Source organism: Microcoleus sp. MOSTC5, from assembly GCF_036701825.1.
Classification (GTDB): Bacteria; Cyanobacteriota; Cyanobacteriia; order Cyanobacteriales; family Microcoleaceae; genus Microcoleus; species Microcoleus asticus.
Window position 1 is genome coordinate 1 of the sequence record NZ_JAUBRK010000046.1, and the last position, 13,896, is coordinate 13,896.

At 45.7% G+C, this 13,896-nt stretch carries 11 protein-coding genes; 6 read left to right on the plus strand and 5 right to left on the minus strand.

Annotated elements, in window-relative coordinates; genetic code table 11:
* Positions 1-379: 379 nt before the first annotated feature.
* The 3 genes from QUA54_RS23160 (at position 380) to QUA54_RS23170 (ending at position 2,542) form a co-directional block, all read left to right on the plus strand.
* Complete coding sequence (locus QUA54_RS23160) at positions 380-997, plus strand: flavin prenyltransferase UbiX (RefSeq protein ID WP_172188772.1); 618 nt, start codon at positions 380-382, stop codon at positions 995-997.
* A gap of 86 nt (positions 998-1,083) precedes the next feature.
* Positions 1,084-1,968 carry a LapA family protein gene (locus QUA54_RS23165; RefSeq protein ID WP_333416464.1) on the plus strand — a complete coding sequence of 295 codons (885 nt, stop codon included), beginning with the start codon at positions 1,084-1,086 and terminating at the stop codon, positions 1,966-1,968.
* Between the two features lie 22 nt (positions 1,969-1,990).
* On the plus strand, positions 1,991-2,542 hold the full coding sequence (locus QUA54_RS23170; RefSeq protein WP_333416465.1) for a shikimate kinase: 552 nt from the start codon (positions 1,991-1,993) through the stop codon (positions 2,540-2,542).
* 971 nt (positions 2,543-3,513) lie between these two features.
* On the opposite strand, the gene QUA54_RS23175 is transcribed toward QUA54_RS23170, so the two are convergent.
* Both QUA54_RS23175 and QUA54_RS23180 read right to left on the minus strand, forming a co-directional pair.
* A complete protein-coding gene (locus QUA54_RS23175; RefSeq protein ID WP_333416466.1) occupies positions 3,514-3,957 on the minus strand; it encodes a hypothetical protein in 444 nt (147 codons plus the stop codon).
* A gap of 63 nt (positions 3,958-4,020) precedes the next feature.
* Entirely contained in the window at positions 4,021-4,425 is a 405-nt protein-coding gene (locus QUA54_RS23180) for an NIL domain-containing protein (RefSeq protein WP_006635751.1), read from the minus strand.
* A gap of 178 nt (positions 4,426-4,603) precedes the next feature.
* On the opposite strand from QUA54_RS23180, the gene QUA54_RS23185 reads away from it, so the two are divergent.
* The 3 genes from QUA54_RS23185 (at position 4,604) to QUA54_RS23195 (ending at position 10,805) form a co-directional block, all read left to right on the plus strand.
* Positions 4,604-5,206, plus strand: a complete 603-nt coding sequence (locus tag QUA54_RS23185) for a thioredoxin family protein (protein ID WP_333416467.1) — start codon at positions 4,604-4,606, stop codon at positions 5,204-5,206.
* Positions 5,207-5,994: 788 nt separating this feature from the next.
* Positions 5,995-9,219 (plus strand): efflux RND transporter permease subunit, encoded by a 3,225-nt coding sequence (locus QUA54_RS23190; RefSeq protein ID WP_333416468.1) that lies wholly within the window; start codon positions 5,995-5,997, stop codon positions 9,217-9,219.
* Positions 9,220-9,623: 404 nt separating this feature from the next.
* Positions 9,624-10,805 carry an RtcB family protein gene (locus tag QUA54_RS23195; protein ID WP_333416469.1) on the plus strand — a complete coding sequence of 394 codons (1,182 nt, stop codon included), beginning with the start codon at positions 9,624-9,626 and terminating at the stop codon, positions 10,803-10,805.
* A 118-nt stretch (positions 10,806-10,923) separates the two neighbouring features.
* On the opposite strand, the gene QUA54_RS23200 is transcribed toward QUA54_RS23195, so the two are convergent.
* From QUA54_RS23200 to QUA54_RS23210, 3 genes are all read right to left on the minus strand, one after another.
* Complete coding sequence (locus tag QUA54_RS23200) at positions 10,924-11,295, minus strand: DUF4278 domain-containing protein (RefSeq protein ID WP_333190757.1); 372 nt, start codon at positions 11,293-11,295, stop codon at positions 10,924-10,926.
* A 345-nt stretch (positions 11,296-11,640) separates the two neighbouring features.
* Positions 11,641-11,985: a BON domain-containing protein gene (locus QUA54_RS23205; protein WP_172188612.1), complete on the minus strand. Its 345-nt coding sequence runs from the start codon at positions 11,983-11,985 to the stop codon at positions 11,641-11,643.
* A 634-nt stretch (positions 11,986-12,619) separates the two neighbouring features.
* The gene (locus QUA54_RS23210) at positions 12,620-13,882 is read right to left on the minus strand and encodes a DNA cytosine methyltransferase (protein ID WP_333416470.1); all 1,263 of its coding nucleotides are present in this window, start codon (positions 13,880-13,882) and stop codon (positions 12,620-12,622) included.
* Positions 13,883-13,896 lie beyond the last annotated feature (14 nt).

Below are 13,896 nucleotides of genomic sequence, written 5' to 3' on the forward strand. Positions count from 1 at the left end.
CCAGAACCAATATTTCTTTGATACTTCTTCTGAAATCCCCTTGACAACTGCCATACAGGCTTAACTTGTTACCAATGATTATCAATAAATAATTAAGGACTAATATCCAATCCGGTAGCATAGTCGGGCGTCAAATGCAGTCAAAATTCAACAATCACGGAGGGTGCAACCGGAATTTATATAATTTATCTGCGTTAATCTGTGTTAATCTGCCTGTATCTGCGGTAAAAAAAAGAGAATGTATTAACCGCAGATGACAAGGTATGGACGCTGATTCACGCAGAGGTTGAGAAGAGATATATGAATAATTCTGATGCTAACAGATTTGATATAACAACTAATTACTAACAACAGTCAACCGTCAACTAACAAATAATTAATGACGAATAACTACCCCCTCATTGTAGGAGTTACCGGTGCATCGGGACTGATTTATGCGGTGCGAACTCTAAAGTTTCTGTTGGAAGCCGATCGCGCTGTGGAACTGGTAGCATCGAAATCTACTTACATGGTTTGGCAAAGCGAACAGAACATCCGAATGCCTGCAGAACCGACGCTTCAAGAGGAATTTTGGCGCGAACAAGCAGGAGTACCCACAATGGGTAAACTCCGATGCCATCCCTGGCAAGATGTCGGTGCTAATATTGCTAGCGGCTCGTTTCGCACCCAAGGGATGATCGTTATTCCCTGTAGCATGAGTACACTAGGCAAGTTGGCGGCTGGCTTGAGCTCGGATTTACTCGAAAGAGCGGCCGACGTTCAACTCAAGGAAGGGAGAAAATTGGTACTCGTGCCTCGAGAAACGCCTTTTAGCTTGATTCACCTGCGGAATTTGACTACCTTGGCAGAAGCGGGAGCTAGAATTGTACCAGCGATTCCCGCTTGGTATCACAATCCGCAAACTATTGAAGATTTGGTAGACTTTGTGGTGGCTCGCGCTTTAGACCAGTTGGGGATTGATTGCGTTCCTCTCAAACGCTGGAAGGAAGAAGAGTAGTAATTAGTAATTAGTCATTAGTCATGAGTTATTAGTTATTAGTCATTTACAAATTACAAATTACAAATTACAAATTAAAATTCGATATGCGTGGTGTTTTTTTGCTAGTGATTGTGGTAGGGCTAACTATTTTTGCCCTCCAAAATGTGGAGCCGGCATTATCGCTGGTGTTTTTGGGAGTTCGATCGCCTGCTTTGCCTTTATCTATCTGGATTTTGCTGAGCATGGCGGTGGGAGCTGTCACGTCTTTATTGATTTCTGGTTTGGTCGCTTTTTCAAATTATCTATCTTCAACGCAAAACCGCACCGGCCGCGACAGTCGCAGCCGTCCCGATACTTTCGCAGACGACAGGAGAACGCCTTACACGCCGCCTCCCCCTCCTAGAAAACAGGAAATTGACCCGGATCTGAATAGGGAAAATAGCCAAACTCAGCCTGCTGGTTCTTACCGAACAGAGTACGGCACGCCGGCAGGTTACAGTACCCGGACTTTCCAGCAAGAAACTCCGAACCCGGATGGGGCGAAGAATTACGCTCAACCGGGGACTTCTCAAGCGGCAGACGATGAGGACGATTGGGTTTCAGATGGCTCAAAATCCGGCTCTCAAGGTGGCGATGACGATTGGGGGGACGATCGCGATTTTCCCGATCGACCGCAGGTAAATGACGTTGCAGAGGCAAATCCGAGGGATTACGAAGCTAAACAGGAACCGAAAAGCAAGTCTTGGGCTGGCTCGGTATACTCTTACGGCTATCGAGATCCAAACCAGTCTGGGGTGGGGCAAACAGAGTCTATCTACGATGCAGAATATCGGGTGATCGTTCCCCCGCAAGAGGCGATACCTAAACCCGCTGATGAAGCAGCGAAAAATCCTAGTGCAGAAACAGAGGATGATTGGGGATTGGATGAGGGTGATGAGTTTGAGGACGACGATCGCCCCAGTGACGGATCGATTAACCTGAAAAAATAGAAAAATATGGGAGGATTTGGCAGTGGATTTGTTGAGGGGAGTAAATATCTATCTCGTCGGGATGATGGGTGCGGGAAAAACAACGGTGGGGCGGATTTTGGCAAGAAAATTAAAATACCGTTTTTTTGATACTGATGAACTAATTGTTCGAGTTGCTAATCAGTCAATTGCTGAGATTTTCGAGCGAGAAGGGGAAGAGGCTTTTCGGGAACTAGAAACTAAAGTGCTCGGCGAATTATCTGCTTATAAAAATTCGGTCGTGGCTACGGGCGGCGGCATTGTGGCGCGATCGATGAATTGGGGTTACTTGCACTACGGTGTAGTGGTTTGGCTGGATGTGCCTGTAGATCAACTGTACGATCGACTGCGTTCGGACACCGCTCGACCCTTACTGCGGGAGGGCGAGATTAAATCTAAGCTGCAAAGCCTTTTGAACGAGCGAGAGCGTTTCTACACTCAAGCAGATGTCCGAGTCTCCACCCGTGGAGGCGAAAGGCCTGAAGAAGTTGCGGCTAGGGCGATCGAGGAAATCAAAAAAGTTATCAAACCAGAAACCGGGCCCGATCTCAATTGATACATTAAGCAACCGGGTTTCTGAGAAATTAACAGGTTTTTGAGGACTTGCGATCGCACTTCCCAAAAAATAATGCAACCATACGCCAGCTCCAAACCAGCATATTCATAAGTCGTTCTAAAATCTAAAATCTAAAATCTAAAATCTAAAATTTACAATGGTATAACTTGAGTAAAAATACTTATTTTTGCCTGAGAGTGTCAGTTTAACCGCGCCATGTTTGGGAATCAACCGGGTTTGAGCGGATCTGATGCGTAAGCTTTATAAGTATGAGGATGTGGCGATGCGGAGATTTTATACAAGAACTAATCGCAGACTCGTCTGATGCGTTACAGTCGGCTCTTGAGTTCTCCCTAAAAATAAAATGGCCCCACCGCTGAAGGGCTGTAGGGCGCAAGGACAGTTAAACGCTAACTTGATTGTCGGGAAATTTAGCATCGATGCTATCCTCCTATGTGACGATTTTACGATCGTCCATTCACTCATCAACTCTCTCGTATCAAAAAATGTAACCCAGCACCGATCGAATTCAACCTGTCCTATTCTAAAAACAATACCTCATGCATTCTGACGAGCAGCTCCCTAAAGCTGCTTTTTTATTGCGATCGAGTTTTTGGCTGCCGGAGTTGCGGGATCTTATCTTGGGAATAAGATTTTGAGCAATAGTCACTACACCTCAAATACTGCGATAGCGGTTTTCACTTCCACTCCAGGTTCGTCGGTAATTGGTATTTGAGAATTAGTAATTGGTAAGTGGGAATTGGTAAGGCGCAACAGGGAATCGGCTATTTACAAGCTGTACCTCACCAGGCTTGAAAACTGCTATGATTGCGCCGCGGAACGGGGCATTAATCCGGGGGTGGGGGCTTCAAAAAAAATGAGCTGTATTTATTGATGGGCGCTCTGATAGTTTGCGGCTAAATATCCGTTGCGAGTTGTAGAATTTGATTTGGTAAATTGCGCGTTCCCAATTAAGAGAATACGAGCCTGCCTGTTTTAAACCAAAACTCGATCGCTCCACCCAACCCCACACCTGCTAAAGAAATGGTAATTAATACTGCAAAAGCCCGCCAATTTTTCCAACCAGACATTTGAATATCGAGTCTTGCCAAAGCTCCGGCTGAAATCAAGAGTAAACAAGTAGCAAAAAGGTGCATCCAGGCAAAAACTACCACTGCCACAAAAGCTCCTACAATAATAGAAAGAAAAGCACCGATATCGCTCGAAAACCACGCCCTAATTAAGGCTTTTGTGTTTCTCAGCGGGAACGACAAGGCGATAGCCAACACGAAAATTGAAGCTATGGCTAAAAACCAAGTCTGGTGCGGGGGAACATCAAACTCAGATAATTTCCAGCCAAAGGTGAAATAAGTAACAAAAAGTAGAGTTAGGGAAACCCAAGAGGTTTTTTTCATCCGATGGGAAAATTAGGGGAACCAGGAAAAAAAGATGACGATCCCGATGAGTTTGTACAGGGCCTAGAGGTTAGTAGAAATAGCTTGCACCGGACAAGTAGGGATGCACTGCTCGCAAACGATACACCGCGATCGAGCAAAACTTAGTTTAAAGCTTTCTGGGTCAAGGGTCAAGGCTTCTGTCGGGCAAACCCCCGTACACAAACCGCAGTGAACGCAGATATCTTCGTCTATGAGTATTTCCCGGCTGGCTAGCGAAACGCCGATGTTTTGCGATCGCATCCAGTCGATCGCCGCTTCTAGTTGGTCGATGTCCCCTGATAACTCTAGCACCAGTTTGCCCACTTGGTTCGGAGCCACCTGAGCGCGGATAATGTTGGCTGCAACATTAAAATCCTTTGCCAGTCGATAGGTGACAGGCATTTGGATCGATCGTTGGGGAAACGTCAGTGTTACCCGTTTTTTCACCCTGCAAGTCCTCGATAATTTACAAACAATCTTTGTTATCTTATGTTTTAGCGCACTTGGTCTAATTACTGGGCTTAGTAAAAATTTTTATAATATGGGTCTGATTATCTCAAAATGTGGTATAATTTGAATCTATTATTTAAAATAAAAACATAGAAATAAAACCGCAATCTATTATATGACTCAGAATTCGCCCAACTCAACTGCTGCCCCCGCCGCCAAAAATCCCGAAACAAAAGTCGCTACGCGCATCAGAAACTTAACGATCGTGTTAGCAGCGATCGCCCTTTCAGTATCTATCTTCTTGGGGCTGCGAACTCAAACGCCGTCAAGCAGTCTCACCGAAATGGCAAAAGCTTCGACGCCATTAGAAACAGCTTTGGTAAACGGCAAACCCACACTCATGGAATTTTATGCTAATTGGTGCGGTAGCTGTCAGGCAATGGCTAACGATCTGAGCGAAATCAAAGAGAAATATGCCGAACCGCTGAATTTTGTAATGCTGAATGTAGACAATGACAAATGGCTGCCAGAAATCACAAAATATCGAGTAGATGGCATTCCGCACTTTGTCTATTTGAACGATAAAGGTAGCGCCGTTGCTGAAACGATGGGCGAAATGCCGCGCACTATTATGGAAGCTAACTTAGAAGCTTTAATTGCAGGAAAACCTCTGCCTCACGTCCAAGCAGCAGGTCAAGTCTCTAATTTTACTCCCCCCACAGGGCCTGTGAAAACAAGTAGCTCCGACCCCCGCGCCCACGGATCTCAAGTACAGTGAAAGAAGTCAGTAGTCATTAGTGATTAGTCATTAGGAGCGGTTTGACGGTAAAGATGCTGGTGTATACTCAGCAAGGTCAGAAGCGTGAAACCCTGCTGGGTATATAAGCAACGGGAGGATCGGGCTTTATGACTGGTTCAGGACACTGATAGTGGAGAGTAATGCCCGATCGGTTAATGTGTATGTCAACTTCGCAGAAATGACCCAGAATTGACATTAAACCGAAAACCACGGCAGCCCAAGCAATCAATTTAAGAATGTATAATAAAATATTAATAAAAAAAAGTAAAATATTACTTTTTTTTCGCACCCAAAAATACCAACATTTAAATCTGATTTTTAATAAAAATATCCAAATATCATCACAAGTTTCTTTGAGCCTGCGATTGCCCATAGCATTCTCCATTTAGCATGATTCTTACTCCCTCAGTAAGCTTTACAGAGCTTTAGGCGTTCTAGCTGCTGTTACAAGCCTAAGCCGTAAGGCGATATTTTACCGGAATTAGGGCTATTTTAAAAGCACGGTTGGCGATTGTGCTGAGTATAAACCCATTTGCGCGATCGACTACCTCTAAAGGAATATTCAAAAAAACTTTTTGAGAGTTTATTAAAATTTATTATACTTGTAAGGTGCCGAGCGTAAATATTCTCTGATTCTAGAGAGAAATTAAAGCCCGATCGAAAAGAATTTGGTCTGGGGCCCGCCGATTCATTCCTTCGCAGGCTGACTGACGCGGTAAACTTTTCAATCTAAAATCTAAAATCTAAAATCTAAAATCTAAAATCGAATGACAGCCGACAAAACCGGATTCAGCATTAGCGCGACCGCCATTCGCCGCCACATCGGCACTCTCATGCTGACACTTGCGATTATAGTCGTGGGCATTTTCTACATCACCCAACTGCCCGTTGACTTGTTGCCCTCCATCACCTATCCCCGGATCTCCGTGCGCCTAGACGCCCCCGGAATCTCGCCAGAAGTCGCAGTTGACGAAATTACCCGCCCCCTCGAACAAGGACTCTCAGCGACAGAAGGAGTCACGCAAGTTTTTTCCCGCACCCGCGAAGGACAAGTCAGCGTCGATTTATTCTTCAGACCGGGCGGCGATATCGACCAAGCCCTCAACGACGCGACAGCCTCCGTCAACCGCATCCGCAACCGACTTCCCGATACAGTTGAATCGCCAACTCTATTTAAATTTGATCCTTCTCAACAGCCGGTTTACGAATTTGCCCTGACTTCAGACTCGCGACAAGGGGTAGATTTGCGGGTATTTGCCGATGAAGAATTAGCCAGGGAAATTAACGTTATTCCCGGAGTAGCTTCCGTTGACGTTTCCGGGGGCGTTCAAGAAGAAATTCAAGTTAATATTGACCTGAACAGGCTGCAAAGTTTAGGAGTTAATCTTAATGACGTTTTTAATGCTTTGCGCGATCGCAATTTAGACACTTCCGGTGGCCGGCTGCGGCAAGAATCTAACGAACCGCTGACGCGCACAATCGGCCGCTTTAGAACAGCCTCTGAAATCGCCAATCTTTCCTTTCAAGTATCCGGTTCCAACCCGCCCAAACGAGTTTACCTGCGCGATTTTGCCCGAGTAAATGACGGTACGGAAGAACAGCGAGTAAAAGTTTTTCTCAATCAAAAACCTGCCGTTAAAATTAGCATCTTGAAACAGCCGGATGCCAACACCATTACTGTTGTAGACGGAGTGAAAAATCGCATCAAAGAAATGCAGGAGTCCGGCTTAATTTCGGCGGACATGACCGTAGTTACAACTTTAGACGAATCCAGATTTATCCGCAATTCCTTAGCCGATGTGGCAAATGCGGGGGTTTCCGGGGCAGTCCTTGCCGCGATCGCAGTTTTGTTCTTTTTAGGTTCCCTCAGACAAACCCTGATTATTTCTCTGACTATTCCCCTGTGTACTCTAGCAGCCATTATTTTAATGCGGCTGTTCGGTATGTCGCTGAATTTATTTAGTTTAGGCGGTTTAGCACTAGGAATCGGTCAGGCGATCGACACCAGCGTAGTTATTTTAGAAAATATTGTAGTCGGTCTAGACAGCAACCCTCATCTGAAAAAAGGCAGAATCAAAGATCGAAAAGAACGCACAATAGAAGAGTCAGTGTTGCGGAGTGAAGAAGTAGAATCAGCAATGGTTGCCTCCACAGCGGCTAACTTAGTATCAGTGCTGCCATTTTTGCTGATTGGCGGCTTCTTTTCGCTGCTATTTAACGAATTAATTTTGACAATTAGCTTTGCAGTAGCCGCGTCTCTGCTAGTAGCTTTAACGGTAGTGCCGATGCTGACTTCTCGCTTGATGGGAATGTCTTATTCCAGCGGTATCAATCAGTTCGGGCCGATAAAACATTTCAACCGCGGCTTTGAAAACGGCACGCGGGCTTACGGTTCAATGCTCTCGAAAGTCCTGGGTTTGCGGTTAATTATAATTGTAGTAGCTTTTGTCATTTTAGGCGGTGGCACATGGGTGATGCTAGGACAAATTCCCCAAGAAATTTTGCCGAGAGTTAATACAAGTCAAGCCAGATTATTTGCTTCATTTCCTCCGGGGACTAACTTGGAAACCAATCAAAAAGTGATTGCTGCTGTCGATAAGATTCTGCTTGAACAGCCAGAAACAGAGTACACTTTAACGACAGCGGGAGGGCTGCTGTTCGGCAACAGTACGTCTGAAAATTTGCTTCGGGGAAGCAGCACAATTACGCTCAAATCAGGTACCAATACCACCGATTTTACAGAAAGAATGACTGAGGAATTGAAAAAAATTGACCTTCCTAAAGGAACTCGTCTGCGGCTAGTTCCAGAATCGATTAGGGGTTTAGTTTTAACTAATTCTCCCGTGCGGGGTGGCGAAATTGATGTCGTGGTTCAGGGGGACACTGAAGAATCATTGCAGGAAGCAGGCCGTCAGATATTAAAAGCATTAGATGAGAAGGTAAAATTAGCCCGGTTTCGGCCGGAGGCAGACCCGCCGCAGTCAGAGGTACAAATTCGTCCAGACTGGGAAAGGGCCGCTGTGTACGGGCTGACAGCCCAAGATATTGGAGAGACAATTCAGACAGCAATTGAAGGTACTGTTCCGACTCAAGTGCAGCGGGGAAACCGCTTAATAGACGTGCGCGTGCAGTTCGATCGCACTTCTGTAAAATCTATTGCCCAACTCGGACAAATTCCCTTATCTGGCAATAACAGCATCATCCGTTTAAGCGACGTGGCCAATATTGCGATCGGCAAAGCGCCGGCCGAAATTCAGCGTCTCAATCAGCGGCAAGTTTTCTTAGTTGTCGGAAACTTGAATAAGGGTGCGAGTCTGGGCGATGCTGTCCAGCAAGTCGATGCAGTTGTATCAGAACTAAAGTTGCCGCCAGGAATAAGAATTGTGCCGAGTTCGGCTGCTGAAACTAATCAGCAATTGCAAACTTCTCTCAAGCTTTTGGGGGGGTTGGCGACTTTTTTAGTGTTTGTAGCGATGGCGGTGCAGTACAATTCTCTGGTTGATCCGCTGGTGATTTTGCTGACAGTGCCGCTGGCTTTGGCGGCGGGAGTATTCGGGCTTTATGTGACCAAAACTGCGATCGGGGCGACGGTGATGATCGGGGCAATTTTGCTCGTGGGAATTATCGTGAATAACGGTATTATTATGGTGGAGTTGGCGAACCAAATTCGGGAAGAGGAAGGAGTCGATCGCACCACAGCAATTCTCAGGGCGGCACCTCAGCGCTTGCGACCGATTTTGATGACAACTATTACTACAGTTTTGGGTTTGTTTCCCCTAGCTTTGGGAATAGGAGAGGGTTCGGAATTCTTGCAACCTTTGGGTGTGGTGGTGTTTTCGGGTTTGTCGCTGGCAACTTTGCTGACGCTGTTTATTATTCCCTGTTTCTATATTTTGCTCCACGACTTCTTTGGGATGTTGGCAGCGAAGAAGAAACCGCAGGCGGTTGCTATTCCCGTGCAAAAGACGGCGGGAAAGACTCCGAATTTGTAAAATCCTGAGATCTTGCACCATTTTTAAGAACAGGCAAGATGGCTGTTCCACGAATGAGTTTTCTTGTGGGGTGGTCATCCTGGCCGCCCTGAAAGGATTATTGAGAATGGTGCAAGATCTCAGTTTTAACCGACTGTAGAAAATACTATCGAGAAGAGGCAGGATGCCTGTTCCACAAAGCAAGGGAAAGTGCGATCGATTTTAGTCCTCTTTCAGAGGACTTTTGCTATGAGACAGGGAATTCATTCCCTGTCGGACTGTCGGATTTACCAACAATACCGCTACTGCATTTGATGTTCAGTTGAGACGCCTAGAATTAGTCAATAAGGTGTGTTTGACATTCAAAACTTTTATGTTACAATAATACTACACGACCCAACCAGGTCAAACAAACTTAAACAAAAATGCCCTACGAAAAATTAGACATATCAACCCCAAAACCAGTATTATCTTGGGCAAATCACGCCCTGGGCGAAAAAGAAACCAAGATGGCAGAAAATGTAGCATCTTTGCCGTTTGTATTCAAACACGTCGCACTAATGCCCGACGTACATTTAGGAAAAGGTGCTTTAGTCGGTTCAGTAATTGCCACAAAAGAAGCGATTATTCCGGCTGCGGTGGGCGTTGATATTGGTTGTGGGATGGCTGCCATTAAAATGCCATTCAAGGCTCATAAATTAGAAGGCAAACTCAAACAAATTCGCCTCGATATAGAAGCCGCAATCCCTGTAGGATTTTCCGAAAATAAAGAAGTAGAAAAAACTGTCACCAACTGGCAAGGATGGGGCGAGTTTAAGGAACTTCATCAAGGCGTGCAGCATCAAGACAATAAAGCCTTAAAACAAATGGGTTCCCTCGGCGGCGGCAATCATTTTATTGAGGTTTGCGTTGATACTGAAAACTTTGTTTGGCTGATGCTGCACTCTGGTTCTCGCGGCATTGGGAATTTGCTCGCACAGCAGCATATCGAGACTGCTAAAGATTTAGCTAAACTGGCAGAAATTAATCTGGCTGACAAAGATTTGGCTTATTTTGTAGCGGGTACGCGGGAGTTTGCGGCTTACTGGCACGATTTGCAGTGGGCGCAAGATTATGCTCGTTTTAATCGCGATGTAATGATGAATCGGTTTAAGCGAATTGTGGAAAAGCACGTAGCGGGAGGCAAATCTGTTAAGCCGTTATTAGAGGTGAATTGCCACCACAATTACGCGGAAAAAGAGGTGCATTTTGGCGAAGATGTGTATGTGACTCGCAAAGGTGCTGTGCGCGCGGATGTAGAGGATTACGGGATTATTCCTGGTTCGATGGGGGCGAAATCTTTCATTGTTAAAGGGAAGGGAAATGCTGAGAGTTACTGTAGTTGCAGTCACGGTGCGGGGCGTTTGATGTCTCGAAATCAAGCGAAGAATGTATTCACTCTCGATGATTTTGTGCGGCAGACTGAGGGGGTTGAGTGCCGGAAAGATGAGCAATTTTTAGATGAAATTCCGGGGGCTTATAAGCCGATTGATGAGGTGATGAGTCAGCAGTCGGATTTGGTGGAAGTTGTGGCGACTTTGAAGCAGGTTGTTTGTGTCAAGGGGTGACAGAAACTGGTTTATTTGTACTTCACCTATCTGACAAGTGCTGTATGGGAAGAGGGGGAAATCAAGCTTAACTCAACTTCCCCCTCTTGACAAACGCTTTGTTTTCTGAAGCTTTTCTCTAACAGACCATTTGTCTCCACTCAATTTCTAGCAAGCGCAGCAGTCTTTCATCGCCATTGGCTTTGGCTGCTTGCGTTCTGCGATCGAGAATATTGCAAATATTCGCCCGGTGCACTTGCGCCACTTCCACAACTGTTGGGTAAGAATTAACCGCCGCTGGGGCGCTAGCTGCGGCGACATCCCGATCGCCAGCTTGAGAATCTCCCTTTGTGGTATAGTTTGGGCCGCCGGATTTTTGGGGCACCGGAATGTGTCTCGGATAGCGGTAGTTCCAGTTTTGGCCCCGATATTTGCCCGCGACTTCGCCTTCGATCATATCTACTGTCGGAATGTCGTACTCGTAGTTTACGCCGCGATAAGTAAGTTTCATATTTTTTGATCCTTATATGTATGGAGATAAAAAGGGCAGTCAGCTCAGGTTTGCTTTTTAGTCAGTAAAAACTTTTTACTTTCTGTATTCTATTTTACCATTTAACCGAATAACCAGTCAAGTTAAAAAAAATTAATATTTTCACTGTCAGAGCGCACAAAAAAGCCCGCTACAGCGGGATCTCAAGGTTTGCTGGCAGTCAAGTTCGATCGACTCCAGCAACTAAGTTATGGCTAAAAAACTTTCGATATCTAGTTTCCCAGCTTTAACCAGCCTCTGGCATCCCCTCTCAACTCCCCTTAAACAGGGAAGCGAGGAGGGATCGCAGAGGTGAGCCAATAGGCTCTAGCCGACTGTCACCTGATCGGTTTGCACGTTTGTTGCGCCTTCTTCAGCAGAGGCGATCGCCACCAACTTGTCGAGAATTTCCTGACTCGGAACTTGACCTTTGAGAACAACCGTGCTGCTGAGCTGAGCCACATGAACAGTATCGATATCAGCAACTTCGGCATCGCCGTCAAAAGCTAAAGCAACCCGCTTCGCTAAGCCACTTTCGTCAAAATTTCCGTCTGGGCCGACTTTAGCAGGAGCGATAGATTGCGTTTGGGCAGCTTGCTGTACTACTTGTGCCATCGGTTCAGCCGGGGCTTCAGGCTTTTCGAGTCCGAACAGTCTTTTAAACCAACCCATAGTAGTTGAGTCTCCTGAAAATACACTTTTTACACAATAGCTCTAGAATTCCAAAAGACTCGTAATTGTTGCAAAACTCAGCGAAATTTATCAAAATGTTTTATCGGGAGACTTTCACAATCTAAAATCTTAAATAGTATCTAGATGTTGATGTTGCTATTTGATGTATAGGACGATCGCTACGCCTTGGATAGCAGAGGCGTAGTCGAAATAGTTGCCCCACTGTCACCTTAAAAAACTGCACAATGGGCCGGAATACATTCCCGGTTTGTTTAATTACCGGGGACATCTCGTGCCGGTCATCGAACTGTGCCCACTGATACAGGGGACGGTAGCCCGCGCTTAATTGGGGGTAGTCCTGCATAAGTAGTGATGCGATTTGATCTAACCCGGTCTGTAAAAGCAGATGAAAGGCAAAAATCACTACTTGTTTACCAATTAGCAATTACCAATTACCAATTTAGGACTGACGCACGATTGTTTAGAAACCGGGTTTTTATTACGAAAATACGCATTGTAGACCGCACTCAAGGTGAAAAACCCGGTTTCTGGGTCCCGATGCGTCCAGGACTGCAATTCTCAAGTCCCAATTACTACTCACCAATTCCCAATTAGAGATAGTTAAATCTCATGCTTAACTTTTTAGATAATAGTGTTCTGCTTCCGACCAATTCAGTTGAAGCAACGAATCATCTCCCCATTTCAGCTTGAGATTCGGCTTAATTGCTGTCACGCCCAAAGCGCTAATAATCTGCGCTGCTACAGCTTTCGCCAGTAGCGGCGGTACAGAATTTCCGACTTGGCGAAAACCGTGCCATTTTGTAACGTGAAATCTAAACCAGTCAGGATAGGAATGCAGCCGCGCAGCTTCTCTGACGGTAATGCACCGAGGCGCGATCGGGTGAATTGGTCTGGGCGAAGTATAAGCCCCCCTCGCCCTGTCGGTTCCAGCCCTGAGAGTGTTGCAAACTCCCTGGGGATGAAGCTTGTAAAAACGGCTGATCGGCTCTTTTTCGCCGTAGGCGGCAACAGCAAACCTTTCCATACATTCTAGAGAATGTTTTGTGCGCCAACTAGAAGAGAGGATTTGTCGATCGTACTCGCGATTGTAGGAATAATCATCATCCAAATCATCAATTCCGCGCATTATACTCGCATAAGTGCTGCACTTTCCGTACTCCGCCATTACCCAATCTCGGTGCAGCAACTCGCTGTACTTTTCCACTTCCGGCAAATCTCCAATAGCATCCCAAACTGTCGGGACAGCAGGTAAATTAACTTTTTTATACCGTTTAGTAACTTTAATTTTTGGCAGTATAGTAGTTGGTTGAGGGTATTTTGGCAGCTCGTACTCTTTTTTGCAGCCAATCAGAAACAAGCGTTTGCGAGCTTGCGGCACTCCGTAGTGAACGGCGTTGAGAACTTGATAGTTTTCTTCTACTTGATAGCCTGCTTCCAAAAAAGAGCTAATTAAGATATTCAGGAGTTCTTTGTGTTTTCCTGATGCAATTCCCGGCACATTTTCCATTACGAAAAACTTGGGTTTTAGCTCCAAAACTAAGCGCTGAAAGTGAAAAATTAGAGAATTTCGCGGGTCGTCCACATCGCGCTTGCCCATCATGGAGAATCCTTGGCAGGGCGAACCGCTGATTACTACGTCTATATCGCGTCGGCCGATCGCCGATTTTTTCCGAATTTCCGATCCCGTAAGCTCTGCGACATCTCTGCACACAATAGAGCACAGCGGGAAATTAAACTCGTGTGTAGCGCAGTGAATTGGGTCAATTTCGACTGATGCAAGTACGTCAAAACCTGCTTGTTCAAAGCCCAGTGTCATGCCGCCCGCGCCTGCAAATAAATCAACAGCGATCGGTCGCTTTTTCCGATTGCTTGGCATAACATTTCAATAAC